General features: G+C 59.3%; 14 protein-coding genes and 2 pseudogenes. 13 read left to right on the top strand and 3 right to left on the bottom strand.

The window, feature by feature from the left end; all coding sequences use genetic code 11:
- The first annotated feature begins 175 nt into the window (after positions 1-175).
- From NKI95_RS20545 to NKI95_RS20510, 8 genes are all read left to right on the top strand, one after another.
- A complete protein-coding gene (locus NKI95_RS20545) occupies positions 176-964 on the top strand; it encodes a WecB/TagA/CpsF family glycosyltransferase (RefSeq protein WP_352719105.1) in 789 nt (262 codons plus the stop codon).
- Between the two features lie 162 nt (positions 965-1,126).
- Positions 1,127-2,446, top strand: a complete 1,320-nt coding sequence (locus NKI95_RS20540; RefSeq protein ID WP_352719104.1) for an oligosaccharide flippase family protein — start codon at positions 1,127-1,129, stop codon at positions 2,444-2,446.
- Positions 2,447-2,456: 10 nt separating this feature from the next.
- The gene (locus NKI95_RS20535) at positions 2,457-4,181 is read left to right on the top strand and encodes a GumC family protein (protein ID WP_352719103.1); all 1,725 of its coding nucleotides are present in this window, start codon (positions 2,457-2,459) and stop codon (positions 4,179-4,181) included.
- Positions 4,178-5,518 carry a hypothetical protein gene (locus NKI95_RS20530; RefSeq protein WP_352719102.1) on the top strand — a complete coding sequence of 447 codons (1,341 nt, stop codon included), beginning with the start codon at positions 4,178-4,180 and terminating at the stop codon, positions 5,516-5,518. The genes NKI95_RS20535 and NKI95_RS20530 overlap by 4 nt, the downstream gene beginning before the upstream one ends.
- Before the next feature lie 265 nt (positions 5,519-5,783).
- Positions 5,784-6,200 carry a polysaccharide biosynthesis/export family protein gene (locus tag NKI95_RS20525; RefSeq protein ID WP_352719101.1) on the top strand — a complete coding sequence of 139 codons (417 nt, stop codon included), beginning with the start codon at positions 5,784-5,786 and terminating at the stop codon, positions 6,198-6,200.
- Positions 6,188-7,369, top strand: coding sequence for a glycosyltransferase family 4 protein (locus NKI95_RS20520; RefSeq protein WP_352719100.1), 1,182 nt, complete (start codon positions 6,188-6,190; stop codon positions 7,367-7,369). The genes NKI95_RS20525 and NKI95_RS20520 overlap by 13 nt, the downstream gene beginning before the upstream one ends.
- Before the next feature lie 230 nt (positions 7,370-7,599).
- Entirely contained in the window at positions 7,600-8,676 is a 1,077-nt protein-coding gene (locus tag NKI95_RS20515; protein ID WP_352719099.1) for a glycosyltransferase family 4 protein, read from the top strand.
- Positions 8,677-8,781: 105 nt separating this feature from the next.
- A complete protein-coding gene (locus NKI95_RS20510) occupies positions 8,782-9,186 on the top strand; it encodes a recombinase family protein (RefSeq protein ID WP_352719098.1) in 405 nt (134 codons plus the stop codon).
- A 37-nt stretch (positions 9,187-9,223) separates the two neighbouring features.
- Here NKI95_RS20510 and NKI95_RS20505 read toward each other — a convergent pair whose 3' ends face one another.
- The gene (locus tag NKI95_RS20505; RefSeq protein WP_352719097.1) at positions 9,224-10,138 is read right to left on the bottom strand and encodes a right-handed parallel beta-helix repeat-containing protein; all 915 of its coding nucleotides are present in this window, start codon (positions 10,136-10,138) and stop codon (positions 9,224-9,226) included.
- A 519-nt stretch (positions 10,139-10,657) separates the two neighbouring features.
- Between NKI95_RS20505 and NKI95_RS20500 the strand changes: the two genes are divergently transcribed.
- The 5 genes from NKI95_RS20500 to NKI95_RS20480 all read left to right on the top strand — a co-directional run bounded on the left by NKI95_RS20500 (position 10,658) and on the right by NKI95_RS20480 (position 17,985).
- Positions 10,658-12,319, top strand: coding sequence for a GMC family oxidoreductase (locus NKI95_RS20500; protein ID WP_352719096.1), 1,662 nt, complete (start codon positions 10,658-10,660; stop codon positions 12,317-12,319).
- Positions 12,320-12,353: 34 nt separating this feature from the next.
- A complete protein-coding gene (locus NKI95_RS20495; protein WP_352719095.1) occupies positions 12,354-13,514 on the top strand; it encodes a glycosyltransferase in 1,161 nt (386 codons plus the stop codon).
- Positions 13,515-13,935: 421 nt separating this feature from the next.
- Complete coding sequence (locus tag NKI95_RS20490; protein WP_352719094.1) at positions 13,936-15,381, top strand: exopolysaccharide biosynthesis polyprenyl glycosylphosphotransferase; 1,446 nt, start codon at positions 13,936-13,938, stop codon at positions 15,379-15,381.
- A 433-nt stretch (positions 15,382-15,814) separates the two neighbouring features.
- Entirely contained in the window at positions 15,815-16,987 is a 1,173-nt protein-coding gene (locus NKI95_RS20485) for a PqqD family peptide modification chaperone (RefSeq protein WP_352719093.1), read from the top strand.
- Complete coding sequence (locus NKI95_RS20480) at positions 16,984-17,985, top strand: nucleotidyltransferase family protein (protein WP_352719092.1); 1,002 nt, start codon at positions 16,984-16,986, stop codon at positions 17,983-17,985. The genes NKI95_RS20485 and NKI95_RS20480 overlap by 4 nt, the downstream gene beginning before the upstream one ends.
- A 442-nt stretch (positions 17,986-18,427) precedes the next feature.
- On the opposite strand, the pseudogene NKI95_RS20475 reads toward NKI95_RS20480, so the two are convergent.
- Positions 18,428-18,607, bottom strand: a pseudogene (locus NKI95_RS20475) (hypothetical protein); the annotation flags it as partial.
- A gap of 11 nt (positions 18,608-18,618) precedes the next feature.
- Positions 18,619-18,737 (bottom strand): annotated as a pseudogene (locus NKI95_RS34470) (IS481 family transposase); the annotation flags it as partial.
- Between the last annotated feature and the right edge of the window lie 107 nt (positions 18,738-18,844).

Genomic DNA, 18,844 nt, shown 5'->3' with positions numbered 1-18,844 from the left:
ACTGTCGCCCATGCAATCGGTGCATTCTGTTACCTGTCTATCCGGTTCGGACAGGTATTCCTTTTAAGTACCTCCAATGAGCGCCGCCCGCCAGCTTCCCGTTCGGAATAGCAATTGAACTCGAAGTGCTCGCACGCTGTGATGATGGCTCACCATTGCAGCAATCGAGGGTGGCATGACAGAGCTCGCGATCGATCAGGGAGTGGTGCGCGAGCAAGTGCTTGGGGTACCCGTGCACGCCCTGGGCTTGGCGCAGGCAGTCAACTGCGTCTTCGACTGGGCCCTGCGGCGGGAGAGCCGAACGGTTTTCCTGTGCAATGCCCACAGTGTCGTCACCGCCCGCCGCAATCGCGCCCATGCCGAAGCGATGGATAGCGCCGACCTTGTCGCGCCGGATGGAGCGCCGGTGGCCTGGATGCTGAGACGGCAGGGACACGCGGATCAGCCGCGCATCGCCGGACCGGACCTGATGTGGATTTGTTGCCGGAGGGCATCGGAACTGGGCTCGGCAATGTTCCTGTACGGCGGCAGCCCGGGCACCCTCCAGCGTCTCGAACAGTGCATTCGAACCGAGTTTGCCGGCATAAACATCGTGGGCTCTTACTCCCCTCCGCTCCGCCCTCTGTCGGCCGAGGAGGATGAGGCAGTGGTCAGAATGATCAATCAGTCCGGTGCGAGGATCATGTGGGTGGGGCTCGGATGTCCCAAGCAGGAAAGCTGGATGCAGGCGCATCGCGGCCGGGTCAATGCGGTCATGTTGGGGGTAGGAGCAGCTTTCGATTTCCACGCCGGAGACGTCAAGCGGGCGCCGCAATGGATGCAGAAGAGCGGGCTGGAATGGCTGCACCGGCTCTTCCAGGATCCCCGCCGCCTGGCGAGCAGGTATCTCGTGACGAACAGCCTGTTCATCCTGGCTTTGCTGCAGGCATCGCTGCTTCCCAGGCGCAGACTTCGTGACGGTTAGAGGGAGGCGGAACCAGTGAACACACTTGGACCGCCGTATTGCCGATCCGCGCCAACTCCTTCACGGCCGGCTGTTCTTTGGCGCTGCTGCTGGGAGGCGGCGCTGCCATATCTGGACTGTGTGGTTTGCATTGCCTCGACAGGCACCTGACTGGAGGCTACCATGACTCTGAGCAAACAGGCCGCCAGTCTGGCTGTCCTGCATGTCACCGACGTCCTGCAGCCGCTGATCATCTTGCCCTATGCCGGGCGTGTCCTTGGGCCCATGAGTTTCGGGCAGTACGCGTATGCGCTCGCCATCGGACAACTCGCTGCCTCCGTCGTGGCCTATGGATTTCATTGGACCGCGCAGCGCAGGGTTGCTTCCCTTCGATACGAGCCGGCGGCGATCGCGTCACTCGTTGCTCAGGTCATGGCCACCAAGGCAGTGCTGTTCGTTGCCGTATGCCTGGTTGGCCTTGTGCTGGCCGGCGACGTCCTGGCGCTCAGTAGGCCGACATTCCTGTGCGCGATGCTCTCGGCCGCCGGCGGCATTATTTTTCCGGCCTGGCTCTTCGTCGGCCTGGAACGCGCCTGGCAGGCGACCGTCGCGGTGGTTGTTGCTCGCGTTCTGGCGCTCGTCTGTTTCGTCACCATGGTCGCATCACCTGACCAGGTCGCGCTCGCCGTTGCCATCCAGAGCGCAGTTCCCGTCCTCAGTGGCGTCATCTGCTTACCTTTCATCCTTCCGATTGGGTTCGGCGGCTTCAGGTCCGTGACGCTTTCGACGATTGGAATGCAGCTGCGCAACGGCTGGAGGGGATGCCTCTTCTTAGCCGTGGAGACTGCCCTCGTCACCCTCCCTGTCGCCCTTGTCGGGCATTTCGAAGGTTATGTCGCAGCCGGACAATATTCTGTCGCCGAAAAATTCCTACTAGCCGCGCGGATATTTTTCAAGTTGCTTATGGATACCTTCATACCGAGGGTTTCATACTACGCTCATTTCGAACCTGCTGCCGGGATACGACTAATAAGGAGGTCATTATTCACCGTAGCAGGCGGGATGACGATTAGTATCGGAATGTTATTTGTTGCTCCATATATAATATTGATCCTCTTCGGAGATGAATTTTCAGGAGCGATACCTATCGTGCGCGCAATGGCCATTATACCATTGCTGATGAACATAAATACGTTCACATCAAATATATTCATGTTCAGTTACGGCTATGAAAATGAATGGGCCGTCCTTAACGTATCCGGTCTGCTAGTATTCCTGGTGGCCACATATTTTTTGTCTTTCGTCATGGCGGAGCAAGCCATTGTTTACGCGATGGTGGCGAAGGAAGTCGTCGTGCTGGTGGTTTCAGCCGGCTTCTTCCTCATTGGCGGAGCGGCCGTCCTTCGCACGGCGGCGGCTTGCGACAAAGGTCGGGTGCGAGGATATCCGCCGGCGTCCCAATCCGCGGCGTTGGAGCACGAGGCCGATCGTTTCCGGTCGTAGGAGAGTCTGGATGTTCGCCACCGATCACTTTGTCGTTCAGCCGTCCGGGTCGCCTCACCAGCCGATCCCTCCCAAGGATCGCGACGAGTTGACCGCGAAAGACATCTTGAGATTTGTTCGGCGCAGTTGGCGCCTTTGCCTCTTTTGGATGGTTGTGAGCCTTGGTGTCGGCGGCGCATATACGGTCCTTTCGCCTGGATATTACACCGCCTATGCGACGATCCTCCTTTCATCTCCGCCGGCTCCGCAACCGGGCGAAGCTCAGGCGGATGAGCGGGTCTATGTAGAGAGCCAGATACAGGTCATTCAGTCGGACGAGGTCGTCGGACGCGTTGTTGACCACACTGGCTTAGCGGAAGACGAAGAGTTTGTGACGGATGACAGCTTGCGCACCCGGATCTCCAGCTATGTGCGGGGCCAATTGGGGTCTCTCTTCGGCATCGAAATGCCGACGGCGGAGCCAAATATTAGGTATGAGGCGATGGTCCTTGTGAGGCGCGCGTTTTCCGTTGTTCAGATGGGTTCCTCCACCGCCGTCGAGATCGGGGTCACCTCTTCCGATCCTCAGTTCTCGGCCATGCTCGCGAACGCGATCGCCGACGGTTACATCGGAAATCAGCGCGAACGCCGGCAGGCGGCTCGCGCGGAAGAAACATCTGATCTGCACAAGCGGCTGGCTGAACTTCGAGAAAAGGCTTTTGTGACCGAATCACTGACGGAACTCCCATCGGACCCTGAATCTGCGGAGAGGGCACAAGTCCTTATCCGCGAGCAGCAGAGCGCGGCCGAGGTTTATCGCTCGCTTTACAGTACCCTTCTGCAGCGGACGCACTCCGATTTTAGCGCCTCGTCGCTGATCCCGAGCGCAAGGGTCATCACGCCCGCCGAACCGCCTCGCCAACGCAGTTGGCCGCCAACGGTCCTGATGGTAGCGCTCTCCGTTATGGCCGGTGGGGTTGCCGGCGTTGGTCATGCATTGATCAGGCAAGCAATGAACCACCGCCTGATAACGGTCGAGGATGTGCACAGGTCGACCGGCCTTGATCGGATTGTAGGGATCCGCAGAATTCCCCGCCGCAGGTGGAATGTTGTGGGGCCATGCGAGCAGTCTTTGCAGCCCGTCTACTCAAAGGACGCTCCCGAGCTTCACAGCTCGCTGAGCAAGATTGCCAGCCGTATGCGCGGAGTTCAGGACCGCCAAGGCGGATTTGTAATCGGCGTTGCTTCACCCCTCGCCAAGTCCGGAAGCTCCACGGTGGCGGTTCATCTCGCAAGGGTCATTGCGGCGACCGGGCAAAAGACACTGCTTGTTGATGCCAATTGGCAAAAGCCATCAATGGACCAGCCAATGCTGAACGCGGAGCCAGGTCGCAAGCTCGCCAGGGCGTTTGCCACCATTCCCGCCGATCAGGAAGGGCTGGAAGTTCTGGTTCTCAGGCCCTCGGGGTCAATCTCCGAGTTGAATGCCTCGCTCTCCATCTCCGCTGCACTCCAGCATCTGCAGCAAGAATACAGTTGTATAGTAGTTGATTTTCACAGCACCGACCGCACCGCTGATCTGGAAGCGGCCATGGGCGTCATCAGCGAGGTCCTCCTGGTGCTGCAGGCACGCCGCACTTTCGCGGATCGCCTCGAGGGAACCCTGCGCATCATCCCTGCAGAGAAACTCTCGGCAGTAATTTTGACCAGGATGAACCGTGCGGCTTTCAGTCCTAACCGGGAATACAGGCCATGACCTCGCCAGCGACATTGTCACGCAGGAAGGGTTCAAAGCCGGTCGACCTCGTTTGCAGCCATTCCCCTGACGTGCTCGACTACACCCTCTTTCTCTCGGGCATTTGGCTGGCCTGCGCCCTCGCAATATCCCTGCGCCTGCTTGGCCTTTTCTTCATAGTGGTCCCGGTCGGTGTCTGTCTGGCCTATGCCTTGCTGCGGCAGACGGTGCCGCCTCGTCTGCTCGCGGTCTACACCGCCTTCTGCCTCTTCATTGCCCTGCTGTCCAGATACAGGCTGATGCCGGATTCCTGGCAGGTTCACTTCCTTCAAGAAGCAGTCACAAGGCAAATCGTCCCGATTGTAGGATTCTTCGCCGTCGCATGGGCGTCCAAGGCTTATTTCCGCCGCAGGCTGATGAGCGGCAATGCCTTTTTTGGTGCACCCGTTTTCCTGTTCCTGTCTCTCGTTGTCGCGCCGGCGGTGATGTTTCAGCAGGACGTGCAATATCCGCGCGCATCTGGGCAAGCCGCGATAGTGATTCTTTATGGTGCGCTGATCAACAACATGGTCATTGCCGTGTTTTTCATTGCAGGCGGTATTTTTCTGACGAACGACTGGCGCCGATACGGCGGCATTTTGCTCCTTTTGGGAATAGCCCTCGCCAGCCCCTTGGCTCAGTTCAAGGTGCTTGCGGTCACGGTGATCGTCATTCTAATTGGCGTGCCCGGCCGGTTGATGGCCGCAGCTTTGGCGACCGCACTGACTTCGGCCTATGCAGTCGGGTTGAACTTCATACCTCAAACCTTTGCTCTGGACCCGAACTCCGGGATCAGACTCGCGTTCATTTCGGACGCACTCTCATCCCTTGCGGATACATACGGGTTTGGCATCGGATTTGGGAAGGAATCGGTCCGATGGCGATACGAGTTTCCCGGATTCGAGGATATTACCTTTCTTCCCGACACCAGGAATATTACGCATGCCAGAATGCTTGAGATACTCTCGACAGGAATTCACAATTCGTTCTTTCAAGCTATATTGCGGACGGGGGTCATTGGTTTCATTTTGATCGTGTCTGCCATTTTGGTGGCCTTCCCGCCAAATCGACTGCCACGCGGTGTTCGCAATCATGCGTCCACGGTCTTCATCACGATTTTCCTCGCCATGTTCGTCAATCCGGCCCTGGAGAGCCCTCTACAGATTGTGGGAATTGCTTTCTCATACGGCTATTTGATTGCGCTTCGCGCCAGCGTTCCGGCCTTGGCTGTGGAACTTCCTCCAGTTGAACCGGATCGAACGCAGCATTGTGCTTGTTCATACATTGGAACGAACATGGATGCGGCCCACCCGACATAGACGGGCTATCGGAAGGGAACGCGTTGTACCGATTTTGGCGCGGCAGGAGCAGGAGAGCCGTCCGCTGATGTGCCCGCTCATGCGGCGGCGCCGTGCCGGTTCCATGAGGAGTGCCTCGAAAGAGCCAGCGAGCCAGCCATTTTGCCTCGGCCTCGGCTATGCCTCCTCTGGTAGCATAGGGCCATCCACTGCGCAGGTTCGCCCGCGCCGGAGAAACCCGTGCTATGTCGCCCGTAGAGATACGGGGCAACCCGTTGGGTGACCCATGAAGCTGTTGAGATTCTTGTTGTCGGCGCTGCCGATGACCATGGCTTCGACCCGCCTCGCTTCGCTCGCTGGCGCCATCGCTCTGCTTCCGACAGCGGCACTTGCCGACTACACGCTACAGCCCGGAGATACGCTGGAAATATCGGTCCCCGGTATTCCTGATTTCAGGCAGCGATTGCTGATCGGAGTGGACGGCGAGGTGAACTTGGCGCTGGTTGGAGCGGTTCAAGTCAGTGGCCTTTCCATTCAACGAGCGCAGGCTCCGCGCCAGCGAAGATCTCGGGCTTGCGCCCGGCGACGTTGTGGAGGTCGTTTTGCCAAAGGCCGACTTTTCCGGAGCCGTCGCGTCGTCGCCACGGCCGTCCGAGATGCCGAATTGAGATTCGGACGGGGCGGACTGCAATGCGCGTCTTAATGGTTCATAATTTCTACCAGATTAGGGCCGGAGAGGACAGCGTGGTTCGGGAGGAACTCGCGTGCCTCAAGCAGAATGGGGTCGACGTCGAGCTCTTCTCCGCCACAAATGACGATATCGTGCGGGTCGCGCGGAGAATTTCTACCGCCCTGGGCGTTATCTACAACCCTCATTCACGGCGGGCCCTGTCCCGAAAATTGGCGGAATTTTCACCGGATATCGTCCATATCCACAATTTCTTTCCTCTCCTGAGCCCCTCCATCCTGGATGCGTGCCGCGAGGCCGGCGTGCCATCAGTAATGACCTTGCACAATTTCAGGATTCTCTGTCCCAGCGCCCTGCTTTATCCCGATGAGAGGCTTCGGGAGCGAAGTCTGCGCCACGCCTGCTGGTGGACTGTTCCGAAGAAGGTCTACAGGAATTCCCTGGCGGGCACGCTCGCCCTTGCCGCAATGGTCGAGTTTCACAAGAGAGCCGGCACCTGGTCCCGCAAGGTCGACCGCTTCATTGCCCTTACCGACTGGGCCAAGCGCAAGCTTGTGGAAGGCGGCCTGCCGGCCGAACGTATCGTCGTCAAGCCGAATGCCGTTGCCAGGCCGCCGATCTTCGGTGACCTTCGTCGCAATGGAGGGCTGTTCGTCGGACGACTGGATGAGCACCACAAGGGAGTGGCCACGCTGCTCGAGGCGTGGAAGGAGATCGACTATCCGCTGCGGATCATCGGCGACGGGCCGTTGGCTCCGCTCGTCGAGCAATCTGCGGGCGAGCGCGTGGAATATCTCGGGCGTCAGTCGCGCGAGACGGTGCTGAAGGAGATGCAGGCTGCAGCATTCCTGCTCTTTCCGTCGAAAGGGTATGAATTGTTTCCCATGACCGTCATCGAGGCCTTCGCAAGCCGCCTGCCGGTCATCTGCTCGGAGCTGCCGTGGATCAAAGGGGTCGTGGAGCCAGACGTCACCGGCCTTGTCGTTCCTGTCGGTAATGCCGGCGCGTTGGCCGATCAGGTGCGCTGGGCGCTTTCAAACCGATCTGCCTTGGAGCAAATGGCAGGCCGGGCCTATGCCGCCTATCAGGAGCAGTACACGCCCGAAGCAAACTTCAATCGGTTGATGGCCATCTATGAACCCCTGGTCAGGCGCCCGATCCGGGCCTTCGCGGCAGTGTCGTGAGGTGAGCCGGAACATGCGCCGGCAGGAACCGATTTTAGGGCAGATCAAGCTTTCACGCGTCAACGAGCGCAGTGCGGGTTACTCCCATTTGTCGTTTATCGATTTGCGCCGAGGATCGATCCTGCCACCTCGCATACTTCGGAGAGGTCCTCTTTTGCTTCCATTGCTGAAATACGGTGCCACGGAGGCTGTGGCCGCCCGCAGGCACCTATTTGTGACGGTTTGATCGAATGCGCATTGTCTTGACCCGGCGCGAACCTTTGGATTCACCTGATGGCGTGAGCATCTTCATTGTGGCACTTGCCCAGGCGTTGCTCGAACTGGGGCACCAGGTGCAGATCGTGGTCGGCACCTTCGAAAGCCGCGCGAAATTCCAGCGACTTCTTTCGCCTCGCCTCGAGTTGCCGATAATCGGATTGAGCCGCACGCCGTTGACCGGACCGGCCTCAGTCGCGGCATGGCTGCGGGCGATCGGTATCATCAACCAGTTCCGGCCGGACCTTGTCATCCATAGCGAGACGATGCCGCTACCGCTGCGTGGCACGATCGTCCAGATCGTTCACGATCTCGAGAGGCGGAAAGGGGCGCTTGCGCCAGCATGGCGAGCCATTCGACGCGCGAGCATGCGGCGCTGCCATTACGTCGTCGCCTCCACAACCGAGCTTCAGGAGGAACTGGTGCGAGATCTTGGGCTGCCAAGAGACCAAATCGTGAAAATTCCCAAATGCATCGATCACCAGTCATATGCGTCTCGTGGGCTGGCAGAGCGCGAGCGGGCAATCCTCCATGCCGGCACCTCGCCCTACAAGGTGCCGGAGGCGACGATCCGGGCATTCGGCGCCCTCAACGACCCATCCGTAAGGCTCTACGTGACGGGTGACATCACAAGACCGGTGAGGGAGGCGGTCGATGCTCTTCCTGAACCGATAAGGGGGCACGTAGTCCTTCTCGGCATGGCAGAGGGAGCACGCGTTCGCGAGCTACACAGCCGCGTTCGCGTCGCCGCTTTCCCCACGCGTTATACGGTTCCTGTCGCCTCAGCAACGGTGATGGAGGCGATCGCCAGCGGCACACCCATCGTCGGGACCTCAAGGCTCAGCCGGGATCTCCTCGCGGATGGCGTGAATGGGGCAGTGGTCGAACCGCAGCCCGAGGCGATGGCCGCAACACTAAAGGCGGTGCTGGACGATGATGACCTTTGGTCGCGCTTGTCGGCAGGTGCCCGCCAGTGGGTGGGACGGTTCGATGCACAGGGAGTCGCAAAGCAATATCTCGAGCTCGCGGATCTCTCCGGACATGGAAGATGACAAAGGGACTGCCGAGCCGCGGCAGCATTCAGGCTCGCAGATCGTCAGCGGCTTCGTCGGGCACCTTGGACCCTTGCTGAAAGCTTCTTACGATTGGGGAATGCGATGATCATCGGCTACTGTCGTATCAACACCTTCGAACCCGCTGCCAGGCTGGAGGCGCAAAAGCTTTATCTTGCCCGCTTGGGAGCCGAGAACTACTTCTGCGAGAAGACTAGCATATTCGGTTCGACGCCGGAGCTGGAGAGGGCGATCGAATGTGCCAGGAAAGGAGACGTGATTGCGGTCACGAAGCCGTACCGTGTTGCGCGCACAACCCGCGAAGTGCTGGCGCTCATCGAAAGACTTGGCAGCAAGGATGTCGGTCTTCGCATCGTCGACACACCTATCGATACGAGCACGACGACGGGACGCATGATTCTTGCATCAGCGCCTCTGTGGACGCTTGGGATGTCCCCGTCGCGGTCAATGTTAGCAGACCTGTTTCTCTTTTGGCGTCGTCGTCGGTAGGGCATGGTCGGAGGCGACGCGCCAGCGCACTCTCAGCTCACTGCCAGTTGAAGGCGAGCCGCAATGCCGGTCTGGGATCAAATACCTTGCGCTCGATGGACCAACCGGCATGCACGGCCGCACTGTCCCAGATGATGTTGCGGGGATTGGCGAGCGCGTAGACGCAGCAGTCCCTAACACTGTGCTTTTCAGCGCCTTCTGATATCCGGGTATGGAACGACAGGCCGTTGGATGTCGGGGCGTCCCTGCCGTCCCGCGGCTCATTGTAGGTGTCCCGGCTCCGGCAGCGGTTGAACGCGCAACCGCCACTGCCGACCTTACCCTGCGGAACGGCCGAGAAGGCGCCGTTGCCCTGTTGAACGGCGTCGACGTCATCGACCCGACAATTGAAGCTTCCCTCCAGCATGACGCCAACGCCTGTGGGGCTGTTGTTGTAGAAGACGAGTCCATGTCGAATTGTACAGCGGTCCGAGTGAAAGGCGGAAATGTTGTCCTCGGTCCAGGAGGTGGGACCGTTCTCGGCCGAGAATTCTTCCAGGCTCGTATCCGGAGAGCGGTTGAACTGCACATTCTGTCCACGGGGGAACGGCCCGCTAGCGTCGTGGAGTTCGAGGAAGCTCATCTGGGTGCTAGGACAGTCGACGACATAGATATTGGAGGAGCCGCGGGACGCCTTGACACGGATGATGATCGCATCGGGGCAGCTTTCCAGCTCTATATTGTTGCGGTTCTGACTTGGTCCGGTCACCGAGGGGGGAACGCCGACATGATCGATCTCGAGATCCTGCAAGCGTATTCCGGCGGCCCCGCGGGCGTATATCCCGCTGCCCATGGCATGACGAATGCGGCAGCTGCGGACGATGACGCCCTGATGGAGTGCCGTGATCCCGTTGCCATGGGGGGCGTAAATGTCCAGATTTTCAATGATCTGCCCATCCGCGCGCGTGAGCACGGGTCCGCTTGGACGCGGAAGAGAGACGGCACCCCCGAACGATCTAACTCCCGATCGCCCCTGGGCCAGAGGCACCGCTGCACCGACGACACCCGAGGCAGGCAGCGCCAGCAGTCCAGCAAGGAGACGGCGCCGATTAAGGCGCCGGGGTTCAAGAGACTGCCGGCCGCGTGACATGGAATCTATCAGCCAGCCCAGTTCGGGTGCTAAACGTCGACTCGGCTTGTGTGGGGACGTCGAGATGGCCAACGAGATGCAGATAAACCCTACCTCTCGGCAAGGCGGCTTCTTCGGCCAGGTTGTCGTCAGGCATCCCCATTTCCCCCTGTGCGCCAGCGGCGCAGGTTCGCGAAGAATGCACATCGGCGGCAGGCTTATGCACCTACAGCACTCCACACACCATCTCTCCATTCCGCCCGCCGCGAAAGCCCTTCATAAGGCTTAATACCGATGGGCAAAGTGCCATCTGCCGGATTTCCTGCCATTGTTTGAAGCTGGCGATAAGCGGAGCGCGAACCGATGTCGGTCGAGGCGGATGTCTTTGACTATGTGATCGTCGGAGCCGGGGCGGGAGGCTGCGTCTTGGCCAATCGTCTGGCGGCTGACGGGACCAATATGGTCTGCCTGCTCGAGGCGGGGCCGGCCGACAGCAACATCCTTCTGCACATTCCGGCGGGACTCTACAAGACATCCTCGAATCCGAAATATGCCTGGCAGTTCGAAACGGAGCCCAGTCCGGGGACGGCCAACCGTTCTATTCCGATGTCGCAGGGCAAGACACTAGGCGGTTCGACCGCAATTAACGGCATGAACTACAACCGCGGCGCGGCTGCCGACTTCGACGAGTGGGCCCACCAGGGCAATCGAGGCTGGGGCTACGCCGACGTGCTGTCCTATTTCAAGAGAACCGAGCGGAGGCTTGGGGTTTGCGATCCCTTCTATCGCGGGACGGACGGACTGCTTCCAGTTACAGATTGCGATTGGCGACATCCACTATGTGATGCATTCATCGAGGCCGCGCTCAATGCCGGTATCCCGCGTAATTCCGACTACAATGCAGCAAGCCAGGCCGGCGTGGGCTACTATCAGCGCTATATCGATAACGGATGGCGCGTGAGCGCAGCGCGGGCTTTCCTACGGCCGATCGCCAGAAAGAAGAGCTTGGATGTCCGCACGAACGCGCAGGCCACTGCCGTCCTCTTCGAGGGAAAGCGTGCCGTCGGCGTTCGATATGTACGAGGAGGGCCGGGTCATCCCACGAGCTTTGTGAAGGCCCGTCGAGAGGTGATCCTCTCCGCTGGCGCTGCGAACTCACCAAAGCTGTTGCAGCTGTCAGGCGTCGGTGCTGCGAGTATGCTCTCCGGCCTTGGAATTCCGGTCGTGCACGAATTGCCCGGTGTCGGTGCAAATGTTCAGGACCACTACATAGTCCACCTGATCGCGCGGGTGGAGGGCATCGAAACGGTCAGCGGACACGGCTTCGGCCTCCTGCGCGAGGCAGCGAAATGGATGCTGGGCCGCCCGAACTTTCTCGCCGTCAGCCCGTCGCTCGTCTACGGGTTCGCCAACTCGCGGGATCTTCACTCCACCCCCGATATCCAGCTTGACCTTGCCCTGGGCAATTATACTGATCACGGCGGCGCGCGGCGGTTTCCGGTCATCAAGCTTGGCTATTATCAGTTGCGGCCGAAGAGCATCGGACATGTTCGGGCGGTCTCGGCAGATCCGTCTCAAGCTCCGCTGATCCAGCCCAACTATCTCGCCGATGATCAGGACCGACAGGTCGTTATCAACGGCATGAAGATTGTGCAGCAGCTGTTTCGGGCCCCCGAGCTCAGGCGCTACAACTGTACGGAAGAGCTTCCCGGCCCGAAAATAACGGACGACGCCGACCGGCTGCAGTTTGCCCGCGAAATGGGGCTGACAGCCTATCATTTGTGCGGATCGTGCCGGATGGGCCCATCCAACAGTGTTGAATCTGTCGTGGACGACCAGTTGCGGGTCCACGGCCTCGAGGGCCTGCGGGTCGTTGATGCTTCCATCATGCCATCCGTTCCCTCGGCCAACACTTCGGCCGCTGTCTTTATGATCGCGGAAAAGGCAGCAGACATGATCCTGGGTCGGCAACCCCTCCCGGCACTGGAGCACCATGCGTCGGGCCAACCTGCGGCGGCCGAATAGTTGAAAGTCGAATGACAAGTGCCGGGAGAATTCCTTGAAGAGACGTACACTGGTTGCCTCTGAATTCAATGCCAAGGATCGGGCTCATTTTGCCTTGGCGTATGAGTTTTGCCGCATCGTTGCCGAATGCGAGGATGCCGATCTGATCGCCCCTGGCATCGACAACTACCTGACGAGACGCTTTCACGCCATCTTGCCAAAGCACGACCCTCACAACGTGCAGCGTGACTTCAACAGACTGACGAACGCGTTTCGCAAAGGGCTGGGGTTAATGAATGCGCCAAGCATTGAACATGTTCGGCTCACGCAAGATTATGACCTTTTCTTCTTCGTCGCTTGGAGTCCGCAAAGCCTTGTAGAATTGTCTCGGATCCACGACTGGCGCGGCCGCTGCAAGGTTGCTGTCGCGTATCTGTTCGAGCTCTGGTCGAGCACTCTCGATGAGGACCGCCGATATCTTAAGCTCCTGGACCAGTTCGACCACGTGTTCCTGTTGCACAGCGCGTGCATACCGCGCCTGCCTCAATACACCCGCACGCCGTGTTCCTTTCTTGCCGCGGCTGTCGACGGCCTCATTGCAACGCCGTATCTATCGCCGGTCAAACGCGTGATCGACGTATACTCGATCGGCAACCGAGCCGCGAAGATACACGGACAGCTTCTGAAGCTGGCCGAAGAGCGGGACCTCTTCTATCTCTACGACACGCTCGCAAGCACAGATTCCCGGGTGAAGGCCTGGCATGAGCATCGTTTGCTGCTCGCCAATATCATCAGGCGCACGCGCTATTTCATGGCTTTCAGTCCAGCGACGCTTGCAAACTCCAAGGCCGTCACGATTGCCGGGGAGCAGGTGCTGCCTGCCCGTCTTTTCGAAGGGGCTGCGGGCGGCGCCGTCATGCTTGGGACCGCGCCGCAATGCGCCGAATTCGGCGCGCACTTCGACTGGCCAGACGCCGTGATCGAGGTATCACCAGACTCGAGCCATATCGCAGACGTAATTGGCGAACTCGACGCAAACCCCTGCCGTACGGAATTGTTGCGCCGGATAAGTACGGTCCGTTGCCTAGAGATGCACGATTGGGTCTACCGTTGGGATCACATCCTTGCCACGATCGGCATGGAGCCGCTCCCACGCCTCCACGTTCGCAAGCTCCAGCTGCGACGGATCGCCGCCGATGCTATGGCGCTCGCCTAGACGATCAGGCCCGAAAATGAGACCCGGTTTCGGGTTCGGTGCTCAAGCGGTGCCCAAACAAAGAGAAAGGGCGGCAGTTTCGAACCGGTCGCTTCCGTCGGAGCGTCCGCCGCTCCAGTTCTGCGGGCGAGAGCATATCATTTCGAGGTACTCGAAGGGCTAACAGGCGCCGGAAGCGGGCAAGGAAGCTCGGTATGTCCGCCGGCTCTACCCTTTGGGGTTAGAGCTTATGCCGAATTGGATTCGCACAGTGTCGCTGCCATTCTCTGGCCATTCTCTGGGCTACCCGCAGCCACCGCAATCGAACTTCGCGTGAAGGGGCAATGATCGCAGGGGACGGGTGCCACGTCACGCTGGGCCCTCCGGTGGTTTTCAGCAGAGGAGGGGGTCGTTGCGATATTGGTGGACGCAGGTGAACGTCATGGCACTTCTTCATGAAGGCCCCCGTGCAGGCGCCACGTCAAACGCACCGCGGCGGAACGTGCCCCTCAAGGTCAATGTTCTTCTGCAGTCGTTTCCGCTTCTCGAGGCAATGTCCGTCGTGCTGCTCAGCATCGTCTCGGGAATGGTATATGATCTTGTGAATTTCGGACATTTCGGCGAGTACGGCCGGAACTTCGGGCTCGGCGTTGCTGTAGCCGCCCTTTTTTCGACTTCCGCATATGCGCGCGGTCTGTATCTGAGTTCCGAGCCGCGGTCGCTGGCCTTTCAGATCAAGGAGGTCGCGCTGATCTGGATGGCGGTCTTTCTTTGCCTGTCGGTTGTGGCGCTTGCACTCAAGGTGGGAGACATGTTTTCGCGCCAAGCCGTCATGCTGTTCTTCGTGACGGGACTTGGCGGCATCATCTTCGTGCGCTTGGGCGCCGGACGACTGTTTGCCTCCTTGACCAGGTCGGACATGCTTGCCAAACCGCAAGTAGTGATCGTAACGCAATCGGACGTGCGCGTGCCAAGTGGCGTTGTCCAGGCAATCGAGGCTTCCGGATGCGAGGTCTGCCAAACGATTACATTGCCGGCTGCATCCAGCGAGGGCTCGCTCCTTGAGTGTATGGATAAGCTCATTGAACATGTGCGTCGGCGTTCTGTCGACGAGATAGTCCTTGCTGTCAGTTGGGCTGACATATCCCTGATTGAGAAAATCACGGCCCACCTTTGCGTGGTTGCGGTACCCGTAAGGCTCCTTCCGGACCACGTCGTTAGCGCGCTCTTGCAGCGACCTGTCGTCAACCTGGGGGGGACGAGGGCGATAGAACTGCAAAGCGCGCCCCTGACGGCGCCTCAGCTCCTTATGAAGCGGCTCTTCGATCTTGTGCTGACCACTGTCGCCCTTCCATTTGTTCTGCCCCCTTTGGCCATTGTAGCGGCACTGATTGCGCTCGAATCCAGGGCGCCGGTGCTCTTCTGTCAGCGTCGGGCCGGGTTCAATGGCCGCACGTTCAAGATCTATAAGTTCCGAACGATGACGATCCTGGAGGACGGGCCCGTTGTCCCTCAAGCCTGCAGGGGCGATCCCCGCGTCACCCGCGTTGGGCGCATATTGAGAAGGTTCAGTATCGACGAGATTCCGCAGATATGGAACGTGCTGAAGGGCGAGATGTCGTTGGTAGGCCCACGGCCGCACGCGCTGGCGCACGACAGCGAATACAGCCAGATCATCTCTCTCTATCCGGCTCGGCACAAGGTGAAGCCGGGGATCACCGGCTGGGCACAAATAAATGGCTGGCGCGGCGCGACGCCTGATGTCTACATGATGATCAAGCGTGTCGAACACGATATGTGGTACGTCAACAACTGGTCGGTTTGGCTCGACGTAAAGATCCTGCTTCTGACCATCCCACGAATCTGGACGGGGCGAAACGCCGTCTAGCCCAACTTTGCCGATTCGAGACCGCTGGAGGCGATTTTGTGTGGCAAGTGATTGATTTGCAAGGAGTGGCGGCTGGCCGACGACCCATCGATTAACTGCCAAGCGACACCGGAAAAAGCGAACCTCTTCTTCGACGTTATCAGTTGAATACGACTTTGGGTGAGGCTCGACACCATGAGATGTGCGGCTCTACTACCAAAGGCGCTGTTACAGAACAACTGAATGCAAGCGATGATCAGTGCGAAACACACAGCGACCGCTCAATGCATAACCCGCGACTTCACGCAAAAGTGCCCGCACGGCAACGGCGTTGGCAAGTTGCCGCTTTGGGAGCGGAGAGGAATGCTATTACTCGAGCGATTGACGAAGCTAGTGTCTCTCCGGTCGTGAGTTCCACTCGAATCGAACGATCTCCACGCCCAGACAAACGAAGATGACGGCTTCTGTTAGTCCGCAACAAACCCGAATAACTGACCGAACTGCGGGGCCTCCCGTTGTCGAGTATGCTACGGCGAGGTTAGTTCCCCAAGGTCGGCTTGCATGCATCAAAGGGCAAAATATCCTCCTCAGTTCAACGCAGGGGCTAGTTTTTGCGCTCAATGACACTGCGGCCGATATCTGGCGCTCGCTTGAAGAAGGCGTGCCGGTCGAGGCTATCGTGGGCGAGATGGCAGCCCGTGGCGTTGATAGGCAAGAGGCCGATGGCTATGTCGAGGCTGCCCTTCAAGACTGGGAACGGCTCGGCCTAATCCAACCTGCTCCACCGCCGTGCCCAACCGCAGCTCATCAATACATCTGCCAGGTCGTTGCTGTTCCAGGCGTGTGTGTGCGCATACTGTATCCGGCGGCCGTTGCCTGTCCGGCCGCGACCGTGTTTCAGCATCTCGAAGTTCGAAACAGGGTCCCCGACGTTCTATTCCATCTGGTTGAGCGTGGGCAGCGGATCGACCTGTTCCGGGATGGCCACTGGACTGATTCCTGTGGTCGAGACGAGATACCCATTATGGTCAAAGGGCAACTGCTGGCCGAAGTGCTTGGGCACAGTGAATATGAACTCGCCCTTCACGCGGCGGCGCTGTTCAAGAACGGCCGCACGCTCCTCCTTTGTGGTAACCCTGGCTCGGGCAAGACGACGCTGACATTGGCGCTGGTCCACGCGGGGTTTGGGTTCGCGGCAGACGATGTGACACTTCTCGACTCGGCCGGACAGGGTATCGGCCTTGCTTTTGCGCCTGCAGTCAAATCGGGATCATGGTCCATTCTCGGACAATATTTCCCCGAACTCGGCAGGTCTCCGGTTTACCGGCGCCCCGATCGCAGGCGCGTGCGTTTTCTTCTGCCTAAGGATCATGTCCCTCCCGTTGCCCGGCCCGTGGGCTGGGTGGTCTTGCTCTGTCGGACGCAGGATGCCAAACCTTCCCTGCGGGTGATTGACCCGACCGAGATCCTGGGTGGCTTGCTGAACGGCGCCTTTGCGCGGAATAAACAGCTAAGCAGCACTGCGTTCGACGTTCTTTGCCAAGTCATCCGATCGGCACAGGGCTTTTGCCTGACCTATGCCAAATTGGATGACGGGTTGGAACTGCTGAAGGCGGCGTGCCGATGAAGCCCACCGGGGATGCGCTCGAGGCCCTGATCGCGGGACTCAACGGCCGCCTGGTGGTAACGGCCGACTGGCTGTCGGTGATTGCACTCGCCAACCACACTCTGCTTACGCCCGTCTTGTTCGCCACTCTTGCGCACACGGGCCAGCTTGACGGCCTCCCCGAAGACGTAGGCCAGTATCTTCAGTTCATTTACCGCTGCAACCGGGACCGCAATTTGCGCTTGCGCAGGCAACTGAATGAAGCCGTTGCTGCCCTCAATCAGGGGGGCGTCGTTCCGGTCCTGCTCAAAGGGGCCGTTCCCTTGTTCCTTTCGTCGAGCGGCAGGGTTCCCGACAGAATCATGAGCGATCTCGACTTGGCTGTGGAAACGCCCAAAGAAGGGGCTGCCCGGGCTTGTCTTGCCAAACTTGGCTACGCCGAAGTGACGGTGGCTGGTGGCATGGCGCGCCCGCAAGACGTCGGTGTCGTGGAACTCCGGCCGTACCGGGAGATTGACCGCGAGCCCCCGAGGCTTGCCCGCCGTCACGGCCTTAGGGCGAAAATCCCCCCTCCACAGTCGCGGGCCCTCCACTGGATCATGCATGATCTCATCAAGGAGGCGGACTACTGGCGCGGAAGGACCGACTTTCGCCACCTTTATGATCTGGCACGGCTGGCGGAACAGCATAAGCTGGATTGGGCGGTGCTCCGAACATCCTTGCCCGACCAGAGCGCGCGGAACGCGTTCGATACTCAACTCCTGGCATTGAGTCACTTCTTTGGCGTCAGAGCACCGGCGCAATATGTACGGCGCCCATTGGTTCGCTTTCAACACTGGCGGCGTGTCTTTCCCTTGTACCATCCCGTCCTTGGCGTTTCATTGCGCCTGGTCGGCAATTCGCTGTGGGGTATGTGGCGACTCCTACATGGCGATGGCTTGGGCCGACGAAGTCCGCTCGACTTTGGACGGCGCGCCACGAGCATCCTCCTAGACGGCGATCTCGGGTCAAAAGTGTAGTAATACTTAATTTCCTGAATTGTATCCTGACGGCGCCTTGTCTTCGCGAAACGCATATGTCACATTAGCGCGTTAGAGTTGTTATTCACCAGCTTGGAGTACATTTGATGAAGAGCGGAAAGTATTCCAGGCGAAAGACAGACAAACTTATCCCCGAAGAACAGGCGCGTCGTGAATTTCTAAAGAATGCCGGGCGTTTTGCTATTGTAACACCACCCTCAATTGCTTTGTTGCTTGGCACGAGCTTGAACTCGCACGCTATTGCCGCATCGCATGGCGCACGTCCCGGGAATGGATGGGGCGACACGAACCACTTCCACTTTGGTCCTCCTGGCCGCAATCGTTAGAATGGTTTCTTTGGTCGTTCTGGCCGATCATAGATGACGCGGTCGCGCAATCGCGACGCTGGCGACCCAGGCGCCGGCAATGACGCAGTCGACACGTCATAGCCCTCAGGCAACTCCAGGATGAAAACGTGAACGCCGGCGAGCGATGCCCGGTCCATAGGCATAGCCGGATCGGCGAGCGCGATGTTCTCGCGAATGGACCGGTTGAAGAGCACGATCTCGCGTCGAAGCCAGGTTGGGTCGACCACCGGTACATCGACGCCATCGACCAGCATCACACGCCAGCTCGCTTCGACACACCATAGGCCTGCGCCGCAAGGCTTGGGAAAGACGTCGCTCGATGACCGCAAGAGCCAGTTCCTCTCGACGCCACGGCGTCAAACGGGCATTCTTGTGGACGTTCATTTAGTACCCTCCGGTGAGTGCTGAAGGTTGGTAACTCCAGTCTCCTCGGTTCGGTCCGCATGGACAACTACGGAAAGCTCACAACTCGAGTCTGTTCCATCCCGATG

It is taken from the genome of Mesorhizobium sp. M0306 (assembly GCF_040321655.1).
Taxonomy (GTDB): Bacteria; Pseudomonadota; Alphaproteobacteria; order Rhizobiales; family Rhizobiaceae; genus Mesorhizobium.
This window is presented reverse-complemented; position numbering and strand designations above follow the sequence as displayed.

Coding starts and splice junctions, on each gene's coding strand:
- NKI95_RS20545 (WP_352719105.1), top strand. CDS start 176: ATGACAGAGCTCGCGATCGATCAGGGAGTGGTGCGCGAGCAAGTGCTT.
- NKI95_RS20540 (WP_352719104.1), top strand. CDS start 1,127: ATGACTCTGAGCAAACAGGCCGCCAGTCTGGCTGTCCTGCATGTCACC.
- NKI95_RS20535 (WP_352719103.1), top strand. CDS start 2,457: ATGTTCGCCACCGATCACTTTGTCGTTCAGCCGTCCGGGTCGCCTCAC.
- NKI95_RS20530 (WP_352719102.1), top strand. CDS start 4,178: ATGACCTCGCCAGCGACATTGTCACGCAGGAAGGGTTCAAAGCCGGTC.
- NKI95_RS20525 (WP_352719101.1), top strand. CDS start 5,784: ATGAAGCTGTTGAGATTCTTGTTGTCGGCGCTGCCGATGACCATGGCT.
- NKI95_RS20520 (WP_352719100.1), top strand. CDS start 6,188: ATGCGCGTCTTAATGGTTCATAATTTCTACCAGATTAGGGCCGGAGAG.
- NKI95_RS20515 (WP_352719099.1), top strand. CDS start 7,600: ATGCGCATTGTCTTGACCCGGCGCGAACCTTTGGATTCACCTGATGGC.
- NKI95_RS20510 (WP_352719098.1), top strand. CDS start 8,782: ATGATCATCGGCTACTGTCGTATCAACACCTTCGAACCCGCTGCCAGG.
- NKI95_RS20500 (WP_352719096.1), top strand. CDS start 10,658: ATGTCGGTCGAGGCGGATGTCTTTGACTATGTGATCGTCGGAGCCGGG.
- NKI95_RS20490 (WP_352719094.1), top strand. CDS start 13,936: ATGGCACTTCTTCATGAAGGCCCCCGTGCAGGCGCCACGTCAAACGCA.
- NKI95_RS20485 (WP_352719093.1), top strand. CDS start 15,815: ATGACGGCTTCTGTTAGTCCGCAACAAACCCGAATAACTGACCGAACT.
- NKI95_RS20480 (WP_352719092.1), top strand. CDS start 16,984: ATGAAGCCCACCGGGGATGCGCTCGAGGCCCTGATCGCGGGACTCAAC.